This window comes from Actinomadura fibrosa, assembly GCF_900659615.1.
Classification (GTDB): Bacteria; Actinomycetota; Actinomycetes; order Streptosporangiales; family Streptosporangiaceae; genus Spirillospora; species Spirillospora fibrosa.
Map to the genome: position 1 here is coordinate 104,710 of NZ_CAACUY010000005.1, position 23,005 is coordinate 127,714.

At 74.0% G+C, this 23,005-nt stretch carries 21 protein-coding genes; 10 read left to right on the forward strand and 11 right to left on the reverse strand.

Features of this window, described 5'->3' with window-relative positions; translation table 11 throughout:
• Positions 1-34: 34 nt before the first annotated feature.
• Positions 35-631 (reverse strand): TetR/AcrR family transcriptional regulator, encoded by a 597-nt coding sequence (locus E1300_RS03810; protein WP_131755453.1) that lies wholly within the window; start codon positions 629-631, stop codon positions 35-37.
• Between the two features lie 133 nt (positions 632-764).
• Between E1300_RS03810 and E1300_RS03815 the strand changes: the two genes are divergently transcribed.
• Entirely contained in the window at positions 765-1,502 is a 738-nt protein-coding gene (locus E1300_RS03815) for an SDR family oxidoreductase (RefSeq protein ID WP_131755454.1), read from the forward strand.
• A gap of 98 nt (positions 1,503-1,600) precedes the next feature.
• Here the strand turns inward: E1300_RS03815 and E1300_RS03820 are convergent, their stop codons facing one another.
• Positions 1,601-1,966, reverse strand: coding sequence for a YybH family protein (locus tag E1300_RS03820; protein ID WP_131755455.1), 366 nt, complete (start codon positions 1,964-1,966; stop codon positions 1,601-1,603).
• 137 nt (positions 1,967-2,103) lie between these two features.
• Between E1300_RS03820 and E1300_RS03825 the strand changes: the two genes are divergently transcribed.
• The gene (locus E1300_RS03825; protein WP_131755456.1) at positions 2,104-2,349 is read left to right on the forward strand and encodes a VOC family protein; all 246 of its coding nucleotides are present in this window, start codon (positions 2,104-2,106) and stop codon (positions 2,347-2,349) included.
• Between the two features lie 29 nt (positions 2,350-2,378).
• A complete protein-coding gene (locus tag E1300_RS03830) occupies positions 2,379-2,822 on the forward strand; it encodes an acyl-CoA thioesterase (RefSeq protein WP_165502664.1) in 444 nt (147 codons plus the stop codon).
• Positions 2,823-3,018: 196 nt separating this feature from the next.
• On the opposite strand, the gene E1300_RS03835 is transcribed toward E1300_RS03830, so the two are convergent.
• The 3 genes from E1300_RS03835 to E1300_RS03845 all read right to left on the reverse strand — a co-directional run bounded on the left by E1300_RS03835 (position 3,019) and on the right by E1300_RS03845 (position 6,258).
• Positions 3,019-3,978 carry an ARPP-1 family domain-containing protein gene (locus E1300_RS03835; protein ID WP_131755458.1) on the reverse strand — a complete coding sequence of 320 codons (960 nt, stop codon included), beginning with the start codon at positions 3,976-3,978 and terminating at the stop codon, positions 3,019-3,021.
• 170 nt (positions 3,979-4,148) lie between these two features.
• Positions 4,149-5,483 carry a VWA domain-containing protein gene (locus E1300_RS03840; RefSeq protein WP_131755459.1) on the reverse strand — a complete coding sequence of 445 codons (1,335 nt, stop codon included), beginning with the start codon at positions 5,481-5,483 and terminating at the stop codon, positions 4,149-4,151.
• 52 nt (positions 5,484-5,535) lie between these two features.
• Positions 5,536-6,258 carry a TetR/AcrR family transcriptional regulator gene (locus E1300_RS03845; RefSeq protein WP_131755460.1) on the reverse strand — a complete coding sequence of 241 codons (723 nt, stop codon included), beginning with the start codon at positions 6,256-6,258 and terminating at the stop codon, positions 5,536-5,538.
• 97 nt (positions 6,259-6,355) lie between these two features.
• On the opposite strand from E1300_RS03845, the gene E1300_RS03850 reads away from it, so the two are divergent.
• Positions 6,356-7,339 carry an ATP-binding cassette domain-containing protein gene (locus tag E1300_RS03850; protein WP_131755461.1) on the forward strand — a complete coding sequence of 328 codons (984 nt, stop codon included), beginning with the start codon at positions 6,356-6,358 and terminating at the stop codon, positions 7,337-7,339.
• A 35-nt stretch (positions 7,340-7,374) separates the two neighbouring features.
• Positions 7,375-8,145, forward strand: coding sequence for an ABC transporter permease (locus E1300_RS03855; RefSeq protein WP_131755462.1), 771 nt, complete (start codon positions 7,375-7,377; stop codon positions 8,143-8,145).
• Here E1300_RS03855 and E1300_RS03860 read toward each other — a convergent pair.
• The gene (locus E1300_RS03860; RefSeq protein ID WP_131755463.1) at positions 8,142-9,146 is read right to left on the reverse strand and encodes an EamA family transporter; all 1,005 of its coding nucleotides are present in this window, start codon (positions 9,144-9,146) and stop codon (positions 8,142-8,144) included. The genes E1300_RS03855 and E1300_RS03860 overlap by 4 nt on opposite strands.
• A 217-nt stretch (positions 9,147-9,363) precedes the next feature.
• Here E1300_RS03860 and E1300_RS03865 point away from each other — a divergent pair, with 217 nt between their 5' ends.
• On the forward strand, positions 9,364-12,267 hold the full coding sequence (locus tag E1300_RS03865) for a hypothetical protein (protein ID WP_131755464.1): 2,904 nt from the start codon (positions 9,364-9,366) through the stop codon (positions 12,265-12,267).
• A gap of 441 nt (positions 12,268-12,708) precedes the next feature.
• Positions 12,709-13,836, forward strand: coding sequence for a helix-turn-helix transcriptional regulator (locus tag E1300_RS03870; RefSeq protein ID WP_165502665.1), 1,128 nt, complete (start codon positions 12,709-12,711; stop codon positions 13,834-13,836).
• Between the two features lie 277 nt (positions 13,837-14,113).
• Here E1300_RS03870 and E1300_RS03875 read toward each other — a convergent pair whose 3' ends face one another.
• From E1300_RS03875 to E1300_RS03885, 3 genes are all read right to left on the reverse strand, one after another.
• A complete protein-coding gene (locus E1300_RS03875; RefSeq protein ID WP_131755466.1) occupies positions 14,114-14,641 on the reverse strand; it encodes an ATP-binding protein in 528 nt (175 codons plus the stop codon).
• 1,794 nt (positions 14,642-16,435) lie between these two features.
• Positions 16,436-16,639, reverse strand: coding sequence for a DUF3040 domain-containing protein (locus tag E1300_RS03880; RefSeq protein ID WP_131755467.1), 204 nt, complete (start codon positions 16,637-16,639; stop codon positions 16,436-16,438).
• A 56-nt stretch (positions 16,640-16,695) separates the two neighbouring features.
• Complete coding sequence (locus E1300_RS03885; RefSeq protein WP_131755468.1) at positions 16,696-18,294, reverse strand: glycoside hydrolase family 10-like protein; 1,599 nt, start codon at positions 18,292-18,294, stop codon at positions 16,696-16,698.
• Between the two features lie 247 nt (positions 18,295-18,541).
• On the opposite strand from E1300_RS03885, the gene E1300_RS03890 reads away from it, so the two are divergent.
• On the forward strand, positions 18,542-19,558 hold the full coding sequence (locus E1300_RS03890; RefSeq protein ID WP_207399461.1) for an Rv2578c family radical SAM protein: 1,017 nt from the start codon (positions 18,542-18,544) through the stop codon (positions 19,556-19,558).
• 15 nt (positions 19,559-19,573) lie between these two features.
• Here E1300_RS03890 and E1300_RS03895 read toward each other — a convergent pair whose 3' ends face one another.
• A complete protein-coding gene (locus E1300_RS03895) occupies positions 19,574-20,590 on the reverse strand; it encodes a zinc-dependent alcohol dehydrogenase family protein (RefSeq protein WP_131755469.1) in 1,017 nt (338 codons plus the stop codon).
• A 198-nt stretch (positions 20,591-20,788) separates the two neighbouring features.
• Here E1300_RS03895 and E1300_RS03900 point away from each other — a divergent pair, with 198 nt between their 5' ends.
• Both E1300_RS03900 and E1300_RS03905 read left to right on the forward strand, forming a co-directional pair.
• Positions 20,789-21,367 (forward strand): TetR/AcrR family transcriptional regulator, encoded by a 579-nt coding sequence (locus tag E1300_RS03900; protein WP_131755470.1) that lies wholly within the window; start codon positions 20,789-20,791, stop codon positions 21,365-21,367.
• 118 nt (positions 21,368-21,485) lie between these two features.
• Positions 21,486-22,268 carry an oxidoreductase gene (locus tag E1300_RS03905; protein WP_131755471.1) on the forward strand — a complete coding sequence of 261 codons (783 nt, stop codon included), beginning with the start codon at positions 21,486-21,488 and terminating at the stop codon, positions 22,266-22,268.
• 104 nt (positions 22,269-22,372) lie between these two features.
• Here E1300_RS03905 and E1300_RS03910 read toward each other — a convergent pair whose 3' ends face one another.
• Positions 22,373-22,978 (reverse strand): HAD family hydrolase, encoded by a 606-nt coding sequence (locus tag E1300_RS03910; protein ID WP_131755472.1) that lies wholly within the window; start codon positions 22,976-22,978, stop codon positions 22,373-22,375.
• Between the last annotated feature and the right edge of the window lie 27 nt (positions 22,979-23,005).

Sequence of the window (23,005 nt, forward strand, 5' to 3'; positions counted from 1 at the left end):
CGTCCCGCGGCGTGTGACAGCGGTGTCCTGAGCGTCAGCCTGCCTGCGTCGGTTCCCCTCGTGGACCGGCCTGCAAGCCGTCCAGGGTGAGGTCGAGCAGGCGTTCTGCCTGCTGCCGCCGTTCGGGACCCGCCGACGTGAGGGCGATGCCTTCGAGAGCGGTGGCGATGTCGGCGGGGCCGATGTCGGTGCGGATCTCGCCGGCGGCGGCGCACGCGTCCATGAGGACGGTCAGGGCGGCGTGGATCATCTCCCGGCTGTGGCCGTAGGGGTTGCCTCCCGTCGCGGCGATGGCCCGCAGGGCGTCGATCATGCCGTACTTGGCGGTCACGTAGTCCAGGAAGAGCCGCGTCCAGGCGCGCAGGGCCGCGAAGGGCGGGTCGGCCGCCAGCAGCGCGGGGGCCGCGTCGCACAGCTGGGCGACCTCGTTGCGGTAGACCGCCTCGACCAGCGCCTCGCGGGTGGGGAAGTTGCGGTACAGCGTGGCAGTGCCGACCCCGGCCTCCTTGGCGATGCGCTCAAGGTGGACGTCGAGCCCCTCCCTCGCGAACATGTCCGCCGCGGTCGCGAGGATCTTCTCCCGGTTGCGCCGCGCGTCAGCTCGCAACGGGCGCTGTGCTTCCTGGGCCATCAGTGCCTGTCCTCCTGAACGCCCGACTTGCTAAGTGGAGGCGTGCCCACTTAACCTCCCAAGAGTGGAGACGCCTCCACTTCGACTGTAGGTCACCGTACCGGCGTGCACCTACCTCACGGAAGGACCGGCCATGTCAGGCATCGAGGGCAAGGTCATCGCACTGACGGGCGCCAGCAGCGGCATCGGGGAGGCGACGGCGGCCTACCTGGCCGAGCGGGGAGCCCGCATGGTGCTCGGGGCCCGGCGCGAGGACCGGCTGAACGCGGTCGTCGACAAGATCACCGCACAGGGCGGCTCGGCTGTCGGGATCAAGGTGGACGTCGCGAATCGCGAAGACCTCAAGCGCCTGGTCGATGTGGCGGCCGACCGTTTCGGCCGGCTCGACGTCCTGGTCTCCAACGCCGGCACCATGGCGGTCTCGCCGTTCGACGAACTGCGCCAGGACGACTGGGACGCGATGGTCGCCACCCACATCACGGGCCTGCTGAACGGCATCGGGGCGGCGCTGCCCCTCTTCCGGCGGCAGCGCTCCGGGCAGTTCGTGAACGTCTCCTCCACCGCCGCCTACGTCGTGAAGGCCCCGCAGGGCGTCTACGCGGCCACCAAGACGGCGGTGAAGGTGCTGACCGAAGGACTGCGGCAGGAGTCCGGGCCCGACCTGCGCGTCAGCCTCGTCTCGCCCGGCCTGACCAACACGGAGGGCGTCGGCAAGGGGGCGGACCCCGAGACGGCGGCGCTGATGGTGAAGGCACGCGAAGAGATCGGCCTGCCGCCTTCCGCCATCGCCTCGGCCATCGGCTACGCGATCGAGGCACCGGACGGCGTCGACGTCAGCGAGATCGTCGTCCGCCCCACGGCCCAGACCTGACCTAGCCGCAGCCGTTCACGCTGCCCCTCGCAGGCGTCCGGCGGACCGCTCGGCGGTCCGCCGGACAGCGCGCCTCCGGTCCCGGCAGAGTGCCGCGCTCAACCGGTGGGGGTGACGAACTCGGGCTGGTCGAGGACGCGGAGCCAGCTCCCGTCGGGCTGGCGGCGGACGACCTGAGCGCGGGCGCCCGCCCCGTCCTTCGGCGGGGTCGAGGTGAGCGCGATGTCGCCACTGATCAGCGTGGGCAGCGGCTCCTCGGGCTCGAAGTGCGGGCGAGCCTCCAGCACCTTCTCCCACAGCGCGCGGATCGCCTCCCGTCCCACCGTCTGGGAGCCCGGCGGGTAGGCCAGGACCGCATCCTCCTCGTACAGCGCGGCGACCCCCGCGGCGTCACCGGCGTTGGACCGCTCGACGAACAGCCGGGTGATGTCCTCGGGCCGCATCGCCTTCTCATATTCCGTCATGGCCATCTCCTTCGCTTCCGGTCCTTCAACTCTGACGCGACCCCGTCCAGAAGTCCAAGAGATAGTTCAACTAGCTGCCAGCACTCTCAATTATGGGTATCCCGACGGTTTGATCGGGCAGTACCCCTCCCGCCACCGTGCTCGACGCACCGGATCCGCGGGCGCTGGCCGGTTTCTACCGCCGCTTGCTGGGGTCGAAGGTCGTGGCGGACAGCGCGGAATGGGTGGCGCACCTGGACATCGAGGTGGACGATCTGGACGCGGCCGGCGCGCGAGCAGAGGCCGAGGGTGCGGTGCTGGCTGACTTCCAGCCGCAGGAGCACGTCCGGGTCTATCTCGATCCGGCCGGGCATCCGTTCTGCCTGTTCCTGCCCGGCGCCTGAGGTCGCGCGGATACGGCAGGATGCCCGTCATGGGTGAGGTTTTCACACACCGGATCCGGGTGCGGTACAGCGAGTGCGATCAGCAGGGCGTCGTGTTCAACGGTCACTATCTCTTCTATTACGACGTGGCGCTGACGGAGTTGTGGCGGGCGGCGGTCTGCTCACCGGACGCGATGGTGGCGGCGGGCTACGACCTGGTGGTGGCGGAGGCGCGGATCCGGTACCGGGAGGGCGCGCGGTTCGACGAGCTGCTGGACGTGCGGCTGCCGATCGCGCGGCTGGGGGTGACGAGCATGATCGTGCGTCCGGAGTTCCGGGTGGGCGAGCGGCTGATCGCCGACGGGGAGGTACGGCACGTGTTCATCGATCCGGCGTCCAAGGGGAAGACGGAGATCCCGCCGGACGTGCGGTCGGCGCTGGGTCCGCTGGCGGAGCTGGATCCCGCGCTGGACCGCCCCGCGGACTCCCGATGAGCCCGGCCGGGAGTGCGGCGCGGGGGCGGGACGGGATGGGCGGTCGGCGCTTCGTCAGGCTCAGGATCGCTCTGAAAACGACGTCCCAGACTTGGAATCAGGGTTCTGCCTGACGTGCCCGGCACAGTTCCCGTGTGTCTGATTGAAGTGGGTGGGACGGTCCCGGGGCAACCCCTTTTCGGGACTGCCCCGGGTCTCAGCGTGCGAACAGGGACGCGTAGACGGTGCGGTCGCCGTCGGTGACGATCTGCCCGGCCAGGTGGGGGGCGGTGACGGTCGACAGGCGCAGGTCGACGTAGCGGTCCTCTTCCTGGAGGTCGACGGGGCCCGCGGGTGCTTCGGCGAGCCAGCCGGCGACCTCGGCGAGGCGGGCGGAGCGGTCGCGTTCCAGGGCGCCGCGCAGTTCGGGAAGGCTGCGGGCGTCGTAGGGGGCGGCGCCGTCCGCCGGCGGGTCGGGCTCGGCGTGCCAGGCGGCGACGCCGTAGGCGAAGCAGACGAGCGCGGTCCACATCTCGGCGAAGTAGACCGGGTCGGGGGCGATCTCCAGGCCGGCGAACCGTCCGGCGACGAAGAACAGCGCGCCGACCTGGCCGGGCTGGAGTTCCAGGCGGCTCTGGAACTGCGTCAGGACGGGGCGCTTGCGGGAGAGGATCTGCTCCAGGTGCCCGCGCCGCGCGAGCCCGTAGCGGACGTTGAGGTCGGCGATGTCGGCCCACAGCTTGCTGTAGCCGTGGACGCCGCGCAGCCGCAGGGCGGCGTCGCGCAGCTCGGCGGGGAGGACGAAGAACCACTGGTCGCGTTCGGTGAGGTAGCCGCCCTGGCCCGCCTGGACGCAGCAGGCGTCCTCGAACAGCAGCCGCTGCCCGGGGGCGAGGAACGCCGACCGGCAGAGGGCGTGGTTCTGCGCGGCGTCCTGGATGTAGCCGATGTGCAGGGGGACGATGGCGACGCCGGAACCGGCGGCGTTGCTGAGCTCCACCTGCCCGTAGCCGACGACCCGGGACAGCTTGAGGCCGGTGCGGGGCGGCGCGAAGCCGGGGTGGGCGGGGCCGGAGATCGGGACCATCGTGAGGGCGCCGGCCTGCTGCGGCGTGCCGAGGCGGTGCCCGGCGAGGCTGAGCGGACCGGGGACGAGGGTGTCGAGCGCCGTCTCCATGCGGTGCTCCTTCCGTTGGGGGGCGCGGGCGGGCGGCGGGCTCGTCGCGCGCGGGGCGCTGTGCGCGGCGCCCGGGCGGGGCCGGACGTGTGGTCGACCGGGCGGGCCGGACCTGTGGTGCGTGCGGACGGGCTGGGCGTGGTGCGTGCGGGCGGGGTCGTTCGGCCGGTTCAGCGGGGTGCGGCGGCGAACTCGGCGGTGAGCTCGGCGGCGCGGCGGTCGAGGGCGTCCAGGCGGGTGTGGAGGGCGGAGCGCAGCCAGGGCGCGCCTGCGGCGCAGTGCCCGAACATCCAGGGCAGGAGTTCGGCGAAGTCGTCCTGGTGCCAGAACCCGCGCTGCGGCAGCGCCGGGGCGGGCCGGCGCAGGCGCAGGTCGTCGCTGCCGGTGAACATGGCGTGGCAGAACACCACGGGGGTGGTGACGCCGGCGCGCGGGAGGGTGGCGACGACGCGGGCGAGGTCGCCGGGGAACAGGTTCTCGTAGCCGTCGGAGACGACGGCGACGAGGTCGGGTCCGGCGGCGAGCGCGTCCAGGACGCCGGTGGCGAGGTCGGTGGCGCCGCGCGGGGCGCGCTCGTCGCCGCCGACCTCGACGACCTCCAGCCGGTCGCAGATCTCGCCGAGCAGCATCCGCAGGGCGGCGGCCTGCGACAGCACGGCCCACTCGCGCTCGCCGTAGCCGCGCATGGAGGCCGAGGCGTCCAGGACGAGCGCGACCGTGCCCTCGAAGCGGGGGTAGGCGAGCGCGGCGGCGTCAAGGTAGCGGCCGAGGGCGACGTACAGCTCCTCGGCGGGCCCGCCGCGGTACAGGTGGACGAGGGTGGCGGCGATGTCGCCGCGGTTGGTGGCGGTGACGGTGGCGGGCCGCTCGCGCAGGGCGTCGACGGCGAGGGCGGGCTCGCGGGGCGCGGTGGCGCCGGGCGGGGCCGGGGCGTAGAGGGCCCGGACGCGGGCGGGCGCGGCGGCGGGCGCGGTGAGGAACCGCAGCAGGCGGCGCCGCAGGTAGTCCGAGGCGGTGTCGCCGTCGGCGATGCGGCGGGCGCAGCCGCGCGCGCTGGCCTTGCCGAGGGCGTGCTCGAAGCAGTCCAGGAGGGCGGGGCGGCGCGCGGCGATGAGCGCGTCGGCGTCGGGGTGCTCCAGGACGAACCGCAGCACGGTGCGGGTGGTGTGCTTGTGGTTGGCGCGCAGCCGGCGCAGCCCGAGCAGGACGGTGATGACGTGCGCGGGCGGCAGCGCCAGGGTGAGGACGTGGGCGACGCGGGCGAGGACGGCGCGGGTGGCGTCGTCGAGGCCGGCCTGGGAGGCGGCCAGCACCTGCATCAGGACGCGGGCGCGCTGCCAGGGCCGGACGCCGGGCGCGAGGCCGAGCAGCGCGTACCCCTCGGGGTCCGCGGCGTGGGCGGCGCGGTGCAGATCCGCGTCGTCCCAGCACAGGGTGCCTCCCCTGGGCAGGGTGAGGGCGGTGTCGTGGGTCTCCAGGTGGGCAAGGAGCGTGGGGGTGTCCATGATTCGCCTCCGCAATCATGGAGTGTAGGAAGCCCGCAGAGCGCCCCGACACTCATTTTCCGCCGGCGGGCGCGGCCTTCCCGGGGGGCGGGCCCTCGGCGCGGGAGGCGGCGGGCGCGGCGGCGTACCCGTCGAGGCCGTGCTCGAGCAGGTCGAACAGGCGGGCGGCGGCGGCGTAGACGTCGTCGCGCATCTCCTCCAGGGTCTCCCCGGCGCGCTTGCGGGCGGCGATCTGCTCGATGAGGACGGCCTGCGCGGCGTAGATCATCGCGGCGGCGGCGTGCGGGGTGATGTCGTCGGGGCCGGCGCCGGTCTCCTCGGCGAGCTGGGCGGCCAGGCGATCCTGGGCGCGGCGGCCGATCTCGCGCTGGCGGGCGAGCAGCGCCGGGCTGTCCTGGACGGTTCTGGTCCAGGCCTCGGAGCCCTCGTGGAACGCGGTCTGGTAGGCGCGCGCGTCGAGGCCCTCGAAGAAGCGGCGGCGGTAAAGGCCGACGAGGCTCTCGCCGGGGCGGCGGTCGCGGAAGTCGCGCGCCGCCTGCTCGATGATCTCGTCCTGGCGGTCGAAGAACAGGTCCTCCTTCGTCCCGAAGTAGTTGAAGACGGTGTTGACCGACACGTCGGCGCTGCGGGCGACGTCGGCGATGGTGACGTTGTCGAAGCCGCGCGTGAGGAACAGGCCGGTGGCGATGTCGGAGATCCGCCGCCGGGTCTCGCGCTTCTTGCGTTCGCGCAGCCCGAGTTCTGCTTCCGGCCTGGCCTCCAGCTCGTCCGCCATGGTCGGGATCCTACCTTCGATGGCGTGACTCAAAATTTGGTGTGACTGCAAACTTGTGGTTACTCTATCCGGGTCGTCCCCCCACTCGGAGGTCACTGTGATCGAGGCACGCGGGCTGGCCCGCTCCTTCACCGGCAAGCACGGCACGGTCGAGGCCGTCCGCGGTGTCGACCTGGACGTCGCGCCCGGCGAGATCGTGGGCTTCCTGGGCCCCAACGGCGCGGGCAAGACCACCACGCTGCGGATGCTGACCACGCTCCTGGCGCCGACCGCGGGCACCGCGACCGTCGCCGGGCACGACCTGCGCGCCGACCCGGCCGGCGTGCGGCGCCGCATCGGGTACGTGGCGCAGGGCGGCGGCACCGACCCGTCCGTCCCGGCCCTGGAGGAGCTGGACCTCCAGGCCCGCCTCTACGGCGTCGCCGACCGGGCCGAGCGGATCGCCGGGCTGTGCGCGCGGCTGGACCTGTCCGGGCTGGAGCGGCGCCCGTCCGCGGCCCTGTCGGGCGGGCAGCGGCGCCGCCTCGACATCGCGCTCGGCCTGGTGCACCGGCCGCCGCTGCTGTTCCTGGACGAGCCGACCACCGGCCTGGACCCGCAGAGCCGCGGCAACCTGTGGGAGCACATCCGCGGGCTGCGCGAGCGGGACGGCACGACGGTGTTCCTCACCACGCACTACCTGGACGAGGCGGACGCGCTGTGCGACCGGCTCCTCATCATCGACCACGGCCGCATCGTCGCCGAAGGGACGCCCGAGCAGCTCAAGCGCCGCGTCGCGGGCGACGTCGTCACCCTGGAGCTGGCGCCAGGCCCGGACGGCGCCCCGGAGGACGGATTGTCCGGCGACCCCGCCACCGGGCGGGCGAAGGCGGCGCTCGCCGGGCATCCCGCGGTGCGAGAGGCGGCGGTGGCGGGGCGGACCGTCCGCCTCACGGTGGAGAACGGCGAGCGGGAGCTGATGGGCCTGGTCCGGCTGCTGGACGGGGCGGGCGTCGAGCTGGCGTCGCTGAGCCTGGCCCGTCCCACGCTCGACGACGTCTTCCTCACCGTCACCGGCCGCTCGCTGCGCGACGCCGCGTGACGGCCTCCTTCCACGACTTCGAGCAGGAGAGCCCCATGTCTTTCGGACGGACCGCCGCCGACACCCGCCTCATCTTCCTGCGGTACCTGCGGCAGACGCTGCGCAGCAAGGTCGCGGTGGTGTTCGGCGCGCTGCAACCGCTGCTATACCTGCTGCTGTTCGGGCCGCTGCTGTCCCGGATCGCGGATGTGCGCGGGTTCGGGTCGGGGAACGCCTGGCAGGTGTTCGTGCCGGGCGTGCTCGTCCAGCTCGCGCTGTTCGGTGCCGGGTTCGTCGGGTTCGGGCTGATCGCCGACCTGCGGTCGGGGGTGGTGGAGCGGCTGCGGGTCACGCCGGTGAGCCGGACGGCGCTGCTCCTCGGCCGGGTCCTGCGCGACACGGCGGTCATCTCCGTCCAGGCGTTGGTGCTGCTGGTCACGGGCGTGGCGATGGGCCTGCGGGCGCCCGCGGCGGGGATCGCGGTCGGGCTGGCGTTCGTGGTGGCGCTGGCGGTGAGCATCGCCTCGCTGTCCTACGTCCTGGCGATGCGGACGCGCAGCGAGGACGCGTTCGCGCCGCTGCTGTCGACGGTGACGCTGCCGCTGATGCTGCTGTCGGGGATCCTGCTGCCGATGAGCATGGCGCCCGGCTGGCTGGACGCGGCGTCGCGCTGCACCCCGTTCCGGTACGTGGTGGACGGGGCGCGCTCGGCGTTCTCCGGCGACTACGCCTCCGCGGCCGTCGCCGAGGGCGCGCTGGTCACGGCGGTGCTGCTGGTGGTGTCGGTCGTGCTGGGCGCCCGCCGGTTCCGCGGCGAGAACGCCTAGCGGCCCCGGGATCCGGAAGCGGCGACGGCGGCACCGGCCGGGACGGCACCGTCCGGGACGGGGGCGATCGGGTCGGGGGCCGCCGGGACGGCGACGGCGCGCTGGGCGATGTAGGCGCCGACGAGGACGACGGCGCCGCCGATCATCTGGACGGGGGTGAGGCGCTCGCCGAGCACCGCCCAGGCGATGAGGGTCGCCGCGACCGCCTCGGTGTAGCAGATGGCGCCGCCGACCTGCGCCGACAGGCGCCGCAGCCCGGCGATGCCGGTGATGTAGGCCAGCACGGTGCTGACCAGCGCGACCCACGCGAGGAGCGTCCAGCCGGGCGCGGAGCCGCCCGCGACGGGGACCCGCGCGGGCAGCACGTCCCAGGGCAGGGCCCAGGGCGCGGCGAGCGGGGTCAGCACCACCGCCGCGACGAGCATGCCGGAGCCGGTGATGACGAGCGGGTCGACGTCGGCGGCGAGGCGCTCGACGACGAGGAAGTAGCTCGCCTGGCAGGCGGCGGCGCCGATCCCGGCGGCGAGGCCGAGCGGGTCCAGGCTCAGGCCCGTCCACACCTGGACGACCAGCGCGAGCCCCGTCATCGCGACGACGACCCCGGTGGCGGCGGTGCGGTGGACGGGGGCGCGGCGCACGAACCGCAGCCAGGCCAGCACCATGACGGGCCCGCTGAACTCCAGCAGGATCGCGACGCCGACGGGCAGCCGGGACGCGGCGACGAAGTAGCACGCCTGGCATCCGGCGACGCCCGCGAGGCCGTTGAGGGCGAGGCCCCCGAGGTGCGGGCGCAGGCCGCGCGCGGCGCCCCGGCCGCGCAGGGCGACGATGACCGGGACGAGCACCATCGCCGCCACCGCGATCCGCAGCCAGACCGCCTGGAGCGGGCCGAGCCCGGCCTCGATGAGGGCCTTGCCGAACGGCCCGGACGCCCCGAAGCAGATCGAGGAGAACACCGCGAACCCGACGCCCCAGGCACGCGCCCGTCCCGCTTCGCCCATGACCGTCCCTTCGCCCGCCGGACGGGCCCGGCCCCGCTCGTCCGGGGCTCCCGCCGCGACTCGTCCTGCCGTGGTCCGCCCGGACGGCGGACCCCTCCGGCCCGATGATCGCTCATGAGCATGCTGCCATATCACTCCTTACAGGTCGATGGCGGTGATCGCGGCGCGGACCGCGACGATGCCGGGCGGAGCGTCCGGGAGGACTACTATTCGCCGGGTGAGCTGGCAGGGGGCCGGGGCGGGACCCGGTGGAACCGGAGGCGGGCCGAGCGGGGACCTGTTCGCGGCGGTCGAGGGCAACGTGCGGGAGCTGGTGGCGTCCCCGTGGTGGCGGACGGCGCCGCCGCAGGAGCGCGCCGGGCAGGTCGCCGCGCGGATGCTGTGGGGCGCCGGGGAGTGGTGGCTGTTCGGCGCCTGGGGCCGCTGGTACCGGTGCGGCCTGGACGGCACGTGGCATCCCTGCCCTCCCCCGGGCGCGTTCGAGGACCGGCGCGTCGCGGTCCCCGCGCCGCGCGGCGCGGGCACTCCCCCGGTGCCGCCGCAGCTCTTCCCCACCGGCCCCGACCTGGCGGCCGGACGGATGGCGCCGCTCGGCTTCCTCGGACCCGTCCCCGACACCGCGGTCGTGGCCCGCATCTCCCAGGCCCTCACCACGGCCCTCGCGGTGAACCCGGCGCAGTTCGCCCAGCGCGACCCGATGTTCCAGCCGGGCACCCCCAGCACCGTCGCCGCCGCGTGGGGCGCGCTGCTGTGGTGCGCCGGGTCGCCCGTCGTGCTCACCGAGCATCCGCTCATCGAGTCGTTCATCCCGTTCCTGACGACCTCCGCCGAGCAGCTGCACTGGATGATGCCGCCCGACTTCGGGACGCTCGCCGGGTACTACATCAACCGGCTTGGCGCGGGCGACGGCGGCGGCGCCGCGCACATCGCCCGCGTGATGTACGAGGTCGCTGCCGGGTTGCAGGCCGACGCACGGTTCCGTCCGGGCGCCGACGCGCTCGCCGCGGTGACGGCGGCGTCGCTGCGGATGGTCAACCAGGACATGGCGACCGTCCGGTACGGGCCGGAGGCGATCGTGCAGGAGTGGCGGCGCCGCTGCCCCGCCGAGTTCGCCACGCCGATGGTGCGCGACACCGCTCCCGGCGAGTACCTGCGGCTCGCGCTCTACGACCTCCAGCAGATCGTCGCGGGCCTGACCGGGCCCCGGCCGGTGGCGCAGGGCGCCCGCAGCCACGACGAGGTCCGCCGCGCCGGCATCGCCGTCCTCGCCGCCGACCTCCAGGCCGCGCCGAACGCCCTCGCCGGGCTCCAGCGCTGGCTCGACCCCGACAGCGCCCGGACGCTCCAGGCCGTCCTGGCGGACCCGGCGCACCCGCTGCGGGCCCTGTGGCCCCGCGATGGGCGGCTGCCCGACATGCTGCGCAGCGACGACGCCGACGCGCTCGCCGCGCTCCTCGCCACCACCTACACCCTCGGCCTGACCTGGTGCAGGCTCGCCCAGGTCCCGCCGCCCGCGACGGGCTTCGCGGTGCCGCAGGCCGTCGCTGCGGAGCTGACGTCCCCGGCGATGCACACCCCGCCGTCCACCGACGAGCTGAGCGCCTGGGACATCATCAAGGCCGCGCGCGAGCACATGGCGGCCGACCGCGCGGCCACCGACCGCCCGGTCGCACCGGTGCCCGAGCCCGCACAGGAGGCCCCGGGCCCGCCGCCCGCGGTGGCACCGGTCGAACCGCCGTCGGCGCCGCCCGTCCCGCCCGACCCGTACGGCGCCCAGGGCGCGGCGGGACAGGGCGTCCCGCCGATGCAGAGCCCACCGCCCGGGCCGGAGAACCCGTTCGGCGTGCGCTCCGAGCCCGCGCCGGGCCCCGTCCCCGGCCCCTCCTCCACTCCCCCTCCGTCGCCTGTACCGCCGCCGACCGCGTCCGAGGCGCCGCCGTCCGATCCGTTCGGAGGCAACACGCCCCCGCCGCGGATCCCGCCGCCTCCTCCGCCGCCGGCGACGCCCGCTCCGCCGACCGCGGTCGTGGGCGAGCAGCCGTCGTCGGGCGCGCCGGTGTGGCCGCGGTCGGAACCGACCACGGCGGACACGCCCGTCCCGGCGCCCGTCCCGGAGCCGCCCGCGCCGGTGTGGCCGGTCGAACCGGCGACGCAGCTCGACAGCGACGCGTTCAAGACCCAGCTCGACCCGGGCCCGGCGTGGCCCGGCGCCGACGCCCAACCGGCCCCGTCCGCACCGGCCTCGCTGGTGCCGGACCTGCCCCCGCCGCCCCCACCGGTGCACGAGGTGCCTCCCCCGGTACCGCCGGCACCCGCCCCCGAACAGGGCCCGCAGATCGCCGAGGCGTACGGCATCCGGTTCCTGTGCGGCGCCGACGACATCGGACGGGTCGTGACCGAGGTCCGGCGCCGCGGGAAGTGGGCCAGGCGCCTGCGCGGCCAGGAGGTGTCGAGCGCGTCCGCCCCGGCGCTGCTGCTGATCGGGGCGCCGTCCAGCGGGCAGCGGCGGCTGGCACGCATGGTGGCGCGCGCGCTGGCGGAGGTGGAGGCGTCCAGCGGCGAGGTCCACAGCGTCCACGCCGAGGACCTCCGCGAGGACGGCCCGGACGGGCTGCGCACCGCCCTCGACCGGCACGCGGGCCACGTCCTGCTGCTGGACGGCCTCGACGGGCTGATCCTGGACGAGACGCAGGGGCACGCGTACGCGTCCGTGCTGTACCGGGCGCGGCTGGAGGGCGTCAACGACACGGCGCTGCTGGCGACGTGCGAGCCCGACCGGGTCGGTGAGCTGTCGGCGGTGTCCCCGGAGCTGGTCACGGACCTGCGGGCGGTGCGCCTGCCGGATCTGTCCGACACTTCCGCACGGTCGGCGCTGCTGGGCCTGCTGGCCGAGGAACGCCGGCTGCGCCTGGGCACCGACGCCTGGCTGGTCGTCGACCGCGAGATCGGCACCCTGCGCGGCCGCGGCCGGCTCACCGGCGCACGCCTCATCGAGGCCTACCTCGACCGCGCCGCCACCCGGCACCTGGGCAGCGCTGAGGCCACGCAGGCCATCGGCAGCGCGCTGTCCCTCACCGCGTCCGACTTCGAGGGCCTGGCCGCAGAACTCTCCGGCACCTGAGCAGCCGCACCGACCAGGCCCTCAGACGGCGCCACGCCCCACCTCACCCGCAGCGCGGAATCCTTCGGCACCTGACTCCGGCCAGGCCGCCGAACGCGCCGCGTCCTGCCCGCAGCACCGGCGCGCGGGGCGACAGCGGCATTCCGGACCAGCCGAGCGCTCATCGGGTCAGGTCCCCCGGCACCGATGCGTCGATCCGGGCCCGTCCTGCTCGCCGCGCTGGTGAGGACGGCGCGCCGGCCTCCACGGAAGCGGGCGGAGACGCCGCATCCACGCGGGCCTCCACGAGCGAGCGGGGCAGGCCCATCGACGGGGGCGATGACACAGTGGCGTCGAGGGCGTCGCCAAGGTGTCGAAAAGGCCTGCATCCCCTTACCCATCGGGGTTCTGGAATGTTCCGGGAGGCCGCGAAATGTCGGTGGCCGGGGTAACCATGGTGGGGTGGACCGCGTAGACCGCTTACTCGCGCTCGTCGCCGAACTGCGCGCGGCGTCCCCGGAGCCGCTGGAGCACGCCGCGCTGGCCGAGCGGCTCGGGGTGAGCGAGCGGACGGTGCGGCGCGACCTCGAACTGCTCACCCACGGCGGCCTGCCGGTCGAGACGGTGAAGGGCCGCGGGTACGTCCTGCCCGCCGAGCCGCCGCCGGCCGAGCTGAGCGAGGTCGGGTCACTGATGGGCCCGGTGCACGACACCCTCGCCGAGGCGGTGCGGACGCGGCGGATCGTCCGGCTCGCCTACACCGACCAGTCGGGGTCGCGCAGCTTCCGGGACGTCGAGGCGCACGGCCTGGTCATCGCCCCGTACGGGGAGTACCTGGTGGGGTGGTGCCGTATGCGGGACGGGCCCCGCATGTTCCGGCTCGACCGGGTGGGCGCGGCGTTCCTGTCAGGCAAGGCCTCGGAGGTCCGCGACCTGGACACGCTGCTCGCGGCGCTGCGGGTGCCGATGCCGCGGCCGCCCGCCGGACCAGGCCCGCGCGGCCCGGCCGGAGCGGCGCGAGCGCGCGCGTGGACGCTGGACCGGCTGGAGCTCGTCCGGTCCCGGGTGCGGGACGCGACCGCCGAGGTCCGCGGCGGTGGCGAGGGCGCGGCGGCGCTGCGCGGCGTCCTCGGGCACCTGGCGGAGTGGACGCGCTGGCAGCTGGCGGCGATCCGCGCCGCCGCGACGGGCGACGAACCGGTCCTCGACGGCCGCCGTCCGCCGTTCCCGCCGGAGTTCGACCGCGACCTGCCCTACGACGCCCGGGAACGGATGATCCAGGACGCGATGGCGCTGCGGTCGCTGGGCGACCTTGCCCGCGACCTGCAAGAGGTGCTCCAGGCCGCGGGGCACTGGGCCGCCGACTGCGACGACGCGCTGTGGGAGGGCGAACTGCCCGATCCGCGCCCGTTCGGCCCGCCGGGACCGCCGCGTCCGCTGGCCGACCTGCTCGCGGGATGGCGGGGACCGCTGGCCCACATCGAGTGGCATCTCGACCGGCTCACCGACGAACCCCCGGAACCGCCGGAACCGCCGTCCGAGGACGACGAGGACGTGTGGGTGGTCGACCGCTGCCCCCTCCAGGCCTGACCCGTCCCCACGTCCGGCGACGGCCCGAGGGGGCCTCCCCGCCGACCCACGCATATCGGGACCAACGGGCGCAGACCGTGAATCAGCCGCCCCGCGCAATGACCGATTGCGGACGCCCCCCGGCCAGCGCCTGCACGTCCCCACGATCGCAGGCGCAGAGCTTGGGCCGAGACGCCGACAATGCGGCCAGGCGCGTGCGCGGAGCGGTATAGCCGATCAACACGTCAGGCGACGGACGAGCCGTGGGCGATGGTCGGTCGCGCGGCCTCGCCGGAGGCTAACAGCGTGGCGTGAGAGCAGGGCTGTCGGCGGCGGCGAGCGGTATCGGTTCGGCGGGAACGGTGACCGTGGCGGGGCGGTGACCATCGAGCGCGCTCAGGCGGCGCGCGAACCAGACGGTCTTGCCGGCGCCGTCGGGCCGGGCGCCGAACTCGGTGGCGAGTGCCGCGACCAGCAGCAGGCCGCGGCCCGCCTCGGCCCATTCGAGGACGCCGGGGACCGGACGGGGCGCGACGGGCGCGGCCGGGTCCCCGTCGCTGATCTCGCCGATGATGCGGACGCCGTCCAGGCGCAGGCCGAGCCGGACGGGCCCTTCGCCGTGCACGACGGCGTTGGTGACGAGTTCGTCGACCATGAGGACGATGTCGTCGACGTCGGCGGGATCGGTCACCCGCCAGTCGCGCAACGCCCTCGCGGTGAGCACGCGCGCCCGGGCGGCCGAGCGGGTGTTCGCGGCCAGGTCCCAGGCCGCGGCGCGATGGTCGCCGTCCTCGGATCCTTCGACGCCGAGCCCCTTGGTGTCCAATGCCCCGTCTCCTCACCTCTGGCGGTTTCCGCAGGTCAGCGACCTCAACAGGCATGTTCCCCGTCGGGGCCGCGCCATGGGGCCCGTCCCGCAGATCTGGCCGAACCGGCAGTTCCCCGTGCCGGTGGCGGCATGGTGAAGTGCCTTGCCGCCTCGGCGCCTCCGCCACGCCGCCGGTCGATCCGGAACGGGACCCGACTTTTCCCGCGTCCGTTCATATTGGGGACGCATCCCCCACGGAACCGGTGCACGCGCGCACGAGAACCTCACTCCAGGGTGAGGTGATCGAGGACACACGGGGTGCGGTGGAATGACCACCCCCTGGCAGCCGTTACAGTGGGTGCGTCGGTGTGGCATGTGTCCCCCGGGCTCTACACAACGCCTTCGGGGAATACCGCCGGTCCATACGGTCCGGGCTGGAGCCTCGTTGTGCCTTTCGCCGTGAGGCGACCACCACACCGGCTTAGACGCCGAGGCCCCGGCGAGATCCAATCTCGCCGGGGCCTCGGCGTCGCCACACGAACCCGCCGCCCCTCGCACCACCACACGCCGGGGCGACGGCCGTGTCGGCGACCACGCTGCCAGGCACGCCGCCGATGCCGGCGTCTCCCCCTCGCTGTGCGCGACGACCGGGCCCATCCGCGACCACACCTCGCCGCCTCCTCCTACCCGGGCCACACCACACAACAACCGCAGCGGCAGGCCACTACACGCCGCACGTAGACCCAGCCCACCCATAAGCCACCGCGTCGTCGCGCCACCACGCCCTCCGCGTCGTCGCGCTGTATCCGCCGCGGGCACGCCACTACAGCGGCGCGCGTAGAAGTCGACCGCCCACGCGCCACCCGTCGTCGGACCCCACGCCTGCTCCGCGTCGTCCCGCAGCGCCCGCCGGGGCGTGCCACCGCGTGGCGGGCGTAGACATACGCCACCTCGCCGTCGCACGCTGTCACGCGCTGCGCGTCGTCGCGCTGGGTCCGCATGGGCGTTCCACTGCGCGGCGGTGCTTCCTCGTGCGGCCTCTGGACAGCCCGCCACCGTGTCGTCGCACGCCACTAAGCCCGAGCGGCGCCGGGCAGCGTCCGCCGCCTGCTGCTGCGTGCCGTACGCGATTGCGCAGGGGCGGCGTGGTGTGCCCCTGCGCGCCCTGCGTAGACGTCCGCCACCATCGCCACTGCGCGCTGCGCTCCGCCGCGCAGGACGCGCAGGACGCGCAGGACGCGCCAGGGCGCGTTGCTGAGCGGCGGTGCTTCCTTGCGCGGCGTCCGGATCGGCCGCCAGTTCACCGCCACTGCGCCGCCGTGCGTTGTTGTGCAGCCGGGCCATCCGCCGCTGCGTGCTGCGCATCCGCATGCAGCGTCCGCCGTGGCATGCACCACGCGGCGCTGCTCGTCGTCGGGGTCCGGGTACTCCGCTACTTCGTCAGCCGCTGCGTCGTCGTGCCTACTGGCGCGATCGTGCAGTGGCCGCGTGGTGCGGCACTGCGTGGTCGTGTGCGTTGCCCTTTGGGTGTGCGCTGGTGTCCGCTGCACTTCGGCATGGCTGTGCGGCGTTTGGGGTGGTGCGGTGTTGTGGCGCGTCGGCCTGACCGGGTCCGTTTGTGCGGGCCGGTCAGGCCGGTGGCTCGATGCAGGCGGGCCCGGTCAGGGCACTGCGGGCCGGTCAGGGCGTTGTGGGCACGGCGAGGCAGTGCGACGTGGTCACGTCACGACCGGGCGGCGGGAGCGGGGCGGGGTGGGGGGCGTACGGCGGGGACGGCGGGGCGTCCGGTGGTGGGGTGGCGGGCGTCCACGGTCAGGAGACCGCCGTGACGACCGCCGCGGCGATCGCCGCGAGGACGACGAGGGCGGCGACCACGGCGGCGGCGATGATGCGGACGCGGCGTCCGCGCCGGGCGGTGCCGAGCCGTGCGAGGCGGTGCGCCAGCCGCGGGTCGTCCTCTTTCAGGCGGACCTCGATCTGCGTGAGGATCCGCTGCTCCTCCATCGACAGCGCCATACTCATACCTCCGGGGGGCGTCCAGGTGTCTGGTTCCTGCCCACGGAGCAAGATCGTTAGCCTTCGGGGACGGTAAGGGTTGCGCCGCGTCCGGGCGGGCTCTCGTGGTGGAGGCGGTCCAGGGCGGTGACGTAGTAGGTGTAGGCGCGGCCTCGCTTGGCGGACGGGTCGATGATCCCGCCGCCGCGGACGTCGGCGAGGAGGCGGTTGGGGTCGACGGGGGCGCAGTCGGCGCGCTTGCCGTCGACCCGGTAGACCGCGTAGGACGTGGCGCCGTCGGACGGGCGCCATTCGACGCGGACGCCCTTGCCGTCGGCGCGGACCTTGAGGTCGCGGGGGGCGGGCGGGGCCTGGCCGCCGCGTCCGCTCACGGGCGGCGGGACGGCGGGACGGGAGTAGTGGTCGGCGCGCACCTTGGCGGCGAAGCCGCGGCGGTTGGAGGCGATGTCGGAGGCGCTGAAGAACACGTCGCCGCGGACCTGCGGGTAGCGGGCGTTCAGCGTGAGGTGCCGCGACAGCTCGGCGGGCTTCTTCCAGGTGGCGTCCTCGCCGACGCGGTACGCGGCCTGGCCGATGGTGAGCTGGACGTCGGTGCCCTCGACCTGCCGCGCCCACCACTTGACGAGCTCGGCGTAGTCGGCGCGCTTGTCGCCGATGGGCCAGTAGAGCTGCGGGGTGACGTAGTCGAGCCACCCCTTCTTGATCCAGGTGCGGGTGTCGGCGTAGATGTCGTCGTAGCTCTGGAGGGCGCTGGTGGCCGATCCGGCGGGGTCGCTGGTCTTGTTGCGCCACACGCCGAACGGGCTGATGCCGAACCGGACCCAGGGCTTGGCCTGGTGGATCTGCCGCGAGAGCGACTCCACGAGGGTGTCGACGTTCTTGCGGCGCCAGTCGGCGCGCTTCAGGCCCTTGCCGTAGGCCTTGTAGGACGCGTCGTCGGGGAAGTCGCCGGACTCGGGGTAGGGGTAGAAGTAGTCGTCGAAGTGGACGGCGTCGATGTCGTACTTCTGGACGACGTCCATCACGGCCCTGGTGGCGAGGTCGCGGACCTGGGGCAGGCCCGGGTCGTACCACAGGCCGGTCCCGTACTTGCGGACCCAGTCGGGGTGCTGGCGGGCGGGGCTGTTGGGCGCGAGCTTCTTCAGGTCGTCCTGGCGGCTGACGCGGTAGGGGTTGAACCAGGCGTGGAACTCCAGGTTGCGGGCGTGCGCCTCCTTGAGCATGAACGCCAGGACGTCGTAGCCGGGGTCCTTGCCCTGCTTACCGGTGATCCACTGCGACCACGGCTCGTACGGGGACCGGTAGAACGCGTCAGAGTTCGGGCGGATCTGGACGAACACCGCGTTCATGTTCATCGCCTTGGCGGTGTCGAGCAGCTTGACGAACGCGGCGCGCTGCTCGGCGGCGGGCTTGTCGGTGTCCTTGGGCCAGTCGATGCCGGCGACGGTGGCGATCCACATGCCGCGCAGCTGCCGCGACGCCGAGTCGCGGGGCGCGGCGACCGCCGGGCACTCGCCCTTGGTGCCGGCGTGGACCGGTCCGCCGTCGTCGCGGTCGTCGGTGCCGCCGAGCGCGGGCACGCCGCACGCGGCGAGCGCGCCCGCCGACAGAGCGGCCGCAAGTGCCCGGATTCCCGTCCCTGATCGCGATGCCATAGCGGCCCATTGTTACGTACTCGTTGCCGTGCTACGTACGGAACACCGATCCCGCGGTCCCGGTGCCGATGGGTCTCCCGGTGTTCACCTCTTGTGTCTCGCACCGTTCGTGACTCGTCCGCGGGGCTCGCCGCTGGTTCCTCGTCCTCGCAGGTCGGCGGGTCGCTGACGTTGCGATCTTCGAACACCAGTTCCATACTGGCCGGACGTGCGTGATCGTTCACATGTTCGACGAAGGAGGTCGGGGGTGCGCTGGGACCATCTGCGTCTGGTGCCCGACGGGGGCGAGGCGGCGCCGCTGATCGAGCGGGGCGCGGTGGCGCGCACGTTCGACACGCCGGAGTTCCGCGGCATGACCTTCTACGAGGTGCGGGCGAAGTCGGTGATCAACCGGGTGCCGGAGGCGTCCCGGGTGCCGTTCGAGTGGACGATCAACCCGTACCGGGGCTGCTCGCACGCCTGCGTCTACTGCTTCGCGCGCAAGACCCACGAGTACCTCGACTTCGACTCGGGCGCCGACTTCGACTCGCGGATCGTGGTGAAGGTGAACGCGGCCGAGCGGGTCCGGGCGGAGCTGGCGGCGCCGCGGTGGCGGGGCGAGCACATCGCGATGGGCACCAACGTGGACTGCTACCAGCGGGCCGAGGGCCGGTACCGGCTGATGCCGGGGATCCTCGCGGCGCTGCGGGACGCGCGCAACCCGTTCTCGATCCTGACCAAGGGGTCGCTGATCCTGCGCGACCTGCCGCTGCTGCTGGAGGCGGCGGAGCGCACGCGGGTCAGCGCGGCGGTCTCGGTGGGGTTCGTGGACGAGGAGCTGTGGCGGCTGGTGGAGCCGGGCACCCCGGCGCCGCGCAAGCGCCTGGAGGTGTGCGCGACCCTGAACGAGGCGGGCATCGGCTGCGCGGTGCTGATGGGCCCGGTGCTGCCGTACCTCACCGACTCCCCCGCCCAGCTGGACGCGGCGGTGCGGCGGATCGCTGAGGCGGGCGCCACGTCGGTGACGGCGCTGCCGCTGCATCTGCGTCCGGGCGCGCGGGAATGGTTCCTGGCGTGGCTGCGCCGCCACCGTCCCGAGCTGGTCGTCCCGTACGCGCGGCTGTACGGGGGGCGTTCCTACGCGTCGAAGGAGTACCAGGACCGGGTCACCGGGATGGTGCGGGAGCTCGCGGCGAAGTACGGGATGGTCCGGCGGCCGCCGCCCGCGGCGCACCGCGGCGTCCCGCCGCGGGAGGAGGGGCCGCGGCAGCTGACCCTGCTGTGACGCCGGCGCCGGGCGTCAGGGGCGCAGGAGGACCTTCACGGCGCGCCGCTCGTCCATGGCGCGGTAGGCCTCGGCGGCCTGGTCGAGCGGGAGCGTGAGGTCGAAGACCCCGCCGGGGTCGATGCGCCCGTCCCAGACGCGGTCGATGAGGTCGGGCAGGAAGCGGCGGACGGGCGCGGGGCCGCCGCGCAGGCCGACCTGGGAGCGGAACAGCGCCTCGCCGGAGATCTCGACCTCGTGCGGGACGCCGACGAAGCCGACGGTGCCGCCGGGGCGGGCCGAGCCGAGGGCCTGGCTCATGGCCTCGGCGGTCCCCACGCACTCCAGCACGGAGTCGGCGCCGACGCCGCCGGTGAGGTCCATGACGCGGTCGACGCCGTCGTCGCCGCGCTCGATGATGACGTCGGTGGCGCCGTACTCGCGCGCGAGCCGCTGGCGGGGCTCGTGGCGGCTCATCGCGATGATCCGGTCGGCGCCGAGCTCGCGGGCGGCGATGATCCCGCACAGGCCGACGGCGCCGTCGCCGACGACCGCGACGGTGCAGCCGGGCCGGACCCCCGCGGCGACGGCCGCGTACCAGCCGGTGCCCATGACGTCCGAGAGGGTGAGGAGGCTGGGCAGCAGGTCCGGGCCGGGCTGCCCGGGGGTGGGGACGAGGGTCCCGTCGGCGAGGGGGACGCGGACCATCTCGGCCTGGCATCCGCCGACGAACTCGCGGTGCACGCAGGCGGACTGGTAGCCGTGCCGGCAGTGCGGGCAGGAGTTGTCGGACGCGTAGAACGAGCCGATGACGAAGTGGCCGGGTTCGATGGAGCCGACCTCGGAGCCGATGTCGGTGACGACGCCGACGTACTCGTGCCCGATCGGCGTGGGCTCCTTGACGGGGTTGACGCGCCGGTAGCTCCACAGGTCGGATCCGCAGACGCAGGTGGCGGCGACGCTGATGATCGCGTCGGTCGGCTTGATGATCTGCGGGTCGGGGACGCTCTCGCTGCGGATGTCGCCGGGTCCGTGGATCACTGTTGCGCGCATGGGACAGTCCTCGTCGTGTCGTCGTAGCCGCGCCCGCGCGTGGCGGGGCGGCGCGTTTCGTTGATCACCCCGAGTGGGAGATACCCGCTGATCAGGCGGTAGTGGGGGCCTGGGGAACGCGTGACCCTCCGCAGGGCGAATCGTTGCCGTCCGCCACTTCTTGACCTTCAGGTATAAAACGGTGCTAGGTTGAGGGCCATGGGAAGGCCGAAGCAGTTCGATCCGCAGGACGCGGTGGAACAGGCGATGCAGGTGTTCTGGCGCAAGGGCTACGGCGCCACGACCCCTCAGGACCTGGTGGACGCGCTGGGGATCGGCAAGGGCAGCCTCTACAACGCCTTCGGCAGCAAGCACGCCCTGTTCGAGCAGGCCCTGCGCCGCTACCGGGACAGCCAGTCGCTGCTGCTGATGGAGATGCTGGAGGAGCCGGGGCCGGTCAAGGAGCGGTTGCGCAAGGCGCTGTGGTTCCTGGTCGAGACGGATCTGGCCGATCCCGACCGGCGGGGCTGCATGGCCGTGAACGCCGCCGCGGAGCTGGCCGCCACGGACGAGACCGCCGCCGGTCTGGTGCGGCGCATGCTCGACCGCACCGAGGGGGCGTTCCGCGCGCTCGTCGAGGAAGGGCAGCGCACGGGCGAGATCGACGCCGGACGGGACGCGCGGGCCATCGGCAGCCTGCTGCTGAACACGGTCGTGGGCCTGCGGCTGCTGGCACGGGTGGCGGAGGGGCCCGACCGGCAGTCCCGCGTGATCAACGCGGTGCTGGACACGCTGTGATCCTTCCCTGATCCCGCCGTCCGGGGTGTCCCCTGGTTCCAACGTCCGGGACGTCGTGCGGGCCGGCGGGCTCGTCCGCCCTTATTTTGTACCTACAGTTAAAGAACAGGATTCGATCATGGAACTGGACCTCGCCGGGAAGACCGCCGTCGTGACCGGTGCCAGCCGCGGGATCGGGCTGGCCACCGTCCGCGCGCTGATCGCGGAGGGGGTGCGGGTCGTCGGCGCGGCCCGCACGATCACACCCGAGCTGAAGGACAGCGGTGCGGCCGCGGTGTCCGCCGACCTGAGCACTGCCGAGGGCGTGGCGGCCCTGGCGGACGCAGCTCTGGCCGACCTGGGCGGTGTCGATCTGCTGGTGAACAACGCCGGTGCCGGGGACGCGATCCGGCTCGGCGGTTTCCTGGACACCGACGACGCCCAGTGGACGGCGGTCTTCGACCTCAACCTGCTCGCCGCGGTCCGTCTCAGCCGCGCGTTGCTGCCGGGCCTGATCGAGCGGAGGGGCGCGATCGTGAACGTCTCGTCCATCAACTCGCGGCTGCCCGCCGCCGGTCCGGTCGCCTACAGCGCGGCGAAGGCGGCGCTCACCGCGGTCGGCAAGTCGCTGGCCGAGGAGTTCGGGCCGCGCGGCGTGCGCGTCAACACCGTCTCGCCGGGTGTGGTGCGCACCGCCGTATGGGAGGACCCGGACGGTTTCGGCGGGAAGGTCGCCGCGGCCTCCGGCACGGAGCACTCGGAGTTCCTGCGGCGCCTCCCCGAATCGTTCGGGATCACGACGGGGCGGATCACCGAGCCCGGCGAGGTGGCGGCCCTCATCACGTTCCTGCTGTCCGACGTGGCGGGCAACATCACCGGGACCGACCACATCATCGACGGCGGAACGGTCAAGACGCTCTGAGGCCGGGCGCCCCCGAGGCGGTCCGCGCCGCGGCGTGCGTGTCCGTCGCGGCGCGGACCGCCCCCCACGTCCGTCCACGCGTTGCGGGGCGGGCGGTTGGCCGGTCAGGGGGCGGTGAGGCCGAGGGCGGGTTCGCGGCGCAGCTGGTCGGCGCCGGTGAACAGCAGGCCGCGCAGTCCGGCGGCGTTGGCGCCTTCGACGTTCTCGTGGCGGTCGTCGATGAAGACGACGTCGCCGGGCGGGACGCCGAGGTGGTCGGCGACGTGCCGGTAGATGCGGGGGTCGGGTTTGGCGAGGCGCAGGTCGGCGCTGAAGAAGCGGTGCCGGAACAGCTCGGCCCAGGGGCGGCGCTCGATGTCGCGGGCCAGTTCCAGGGGCGCGTTGGACAGCAGCGCGAGGGGGACGCGGCGGTCGGCGAGCTCGTGCAGGACGGCGAGGGTGCCGTCGTCGAGGTGGGACCACATCTCCAGGTCGAGGCGGACGAGGGTGTCGAGGAGGCGGGGTCCGGCGGCGCGTCCGAGGCGTCCGCACAGTTCGCCCCAGTAGCCGGCGGCGTCGACGGCGCCGAGGTCGTAGGAGCCGCGGCCGTCCCAGTAGGCGTCCCAGAAGCGGTCGGGGTCGGCGTCGAGCGCCTGCGGGAGACGGGACGCGGCGTCCTCGGGCGGTGTGCGGCAGACGACTTCGCCGTAGTCGACGACGACCCACTTCATGGTGACCCCTTCCGGTGTTCTCCTCGC

Excerpts from the sequence above, each read along its gene's own strand:
- E1300_RS03855 (WP_131755462.1), top strand. The coding sequence starts at position 7,375 with ATGTCTTTCGGACGGACCGCCGCCGACACCCGCCTCATCTTCCTGCGG.
- E1300_RS03885 (WP_131755468.1), bottom strand. The coding sequence starts at position 18,294 with ATGGCATCGCGATCAGGGACGGGAATCCGGGCACTTGCGGCCGCTCTG.
- E1300_RS03830 (WP_165502664.1), top strand. The coding sequence starts at position 2,379 with ATGGGTGAGGTTTTCACACACCGGATCCGGGTGCGGTACAGCGAGTGC.
- E1300_RS03820 (WP_131755455.1), bottom strand. The coding sequence starts at position 1,966 with ATGACGGAATATGAGAAGGCGATGCGGCCCGAGGACATCACCCGGCTG.
- E1300_RS03840 (WP_131755459.1), bottom strand. The coding sequence starts at position 5,483 with ATGGACACCCCCACGCTCCTTGCCCACCTGGAGACCCACGACACCGCC.
- E1300_RS03905 (WP_131755471.1), top strand. The coding sequence starts at position 21,486 with ATGGAACTGGACCTCGCCGGGAAGACCGCCGTCGTGACCGGTGCCAGC.
- E1300_RS03880 (WP_131755467.1), bottom strand. The coding sequence starts at position 16,639 with ATGGCGCTGTCGATGGAGGAGCAGCGGATCCTCACGCAGATCGAGGTC.
- E1300_RS03845 (WP_131755460.1), bottom strand. The coding sequence starts at position 6,258 with ATGGCGGACGAGCTGGAGGCCAGGCCGGAAGCAGAACTCGGGCTGCGC.
- E1300_RS03910 (WP_131755472.1), bottom strand. The coding sequence starts at position 22,978 with ATGAAGTGGGTCGTCGTCGACTACGGCGAAGTCGTCTGCCGCACACCG.
- E1300_RS03810 (WP_131755453.1), bottom strand. The coding sequence starts at position 631 with ATGGCCCAGGAAGCACAGCGCCCGTTGCGAGCTGACGCGCGGCGCAAC.
- E1300_RS03815 (WP_131755454.1), top strand. The coding sequence starts at position 765 with ATGTCAGGCATCGAGGGCAAGGTCATCGCACTGACGGGCGCCAGCAGC.
- E1300_RS03835 (WP_131755458.1), bottom strand. The coding sequence starts at position 3,978 with ATGGAGACGGCGCTCGACACCCTCGTCCCCGGTCCGCTCAGCCTCGCC.
- E1300_RS03895 (WP_131755469.1), bottom strand. The coding sequence starts at position 20,590 with ATGCGCGCAACAGTGATCCACGGACCCGGCGACATCCGCAGCGAGAGC.
- E1300_RS03900 (WP_131755470.1), top strand. The coding sequence starts at position 20,789 with ATGGGAAGGCCGAAGCAGTTCGATCCGCAGGACGCGGTGGAACAGGCG.
- E1300_RS03860 (WP_131755463.1), bottom strand. The coding sequence starts at position 9,146 with ATGGGCGAAGCGGGACGGGCGCGTGCCTGGGGCGTCGGGTTCGCGGTG.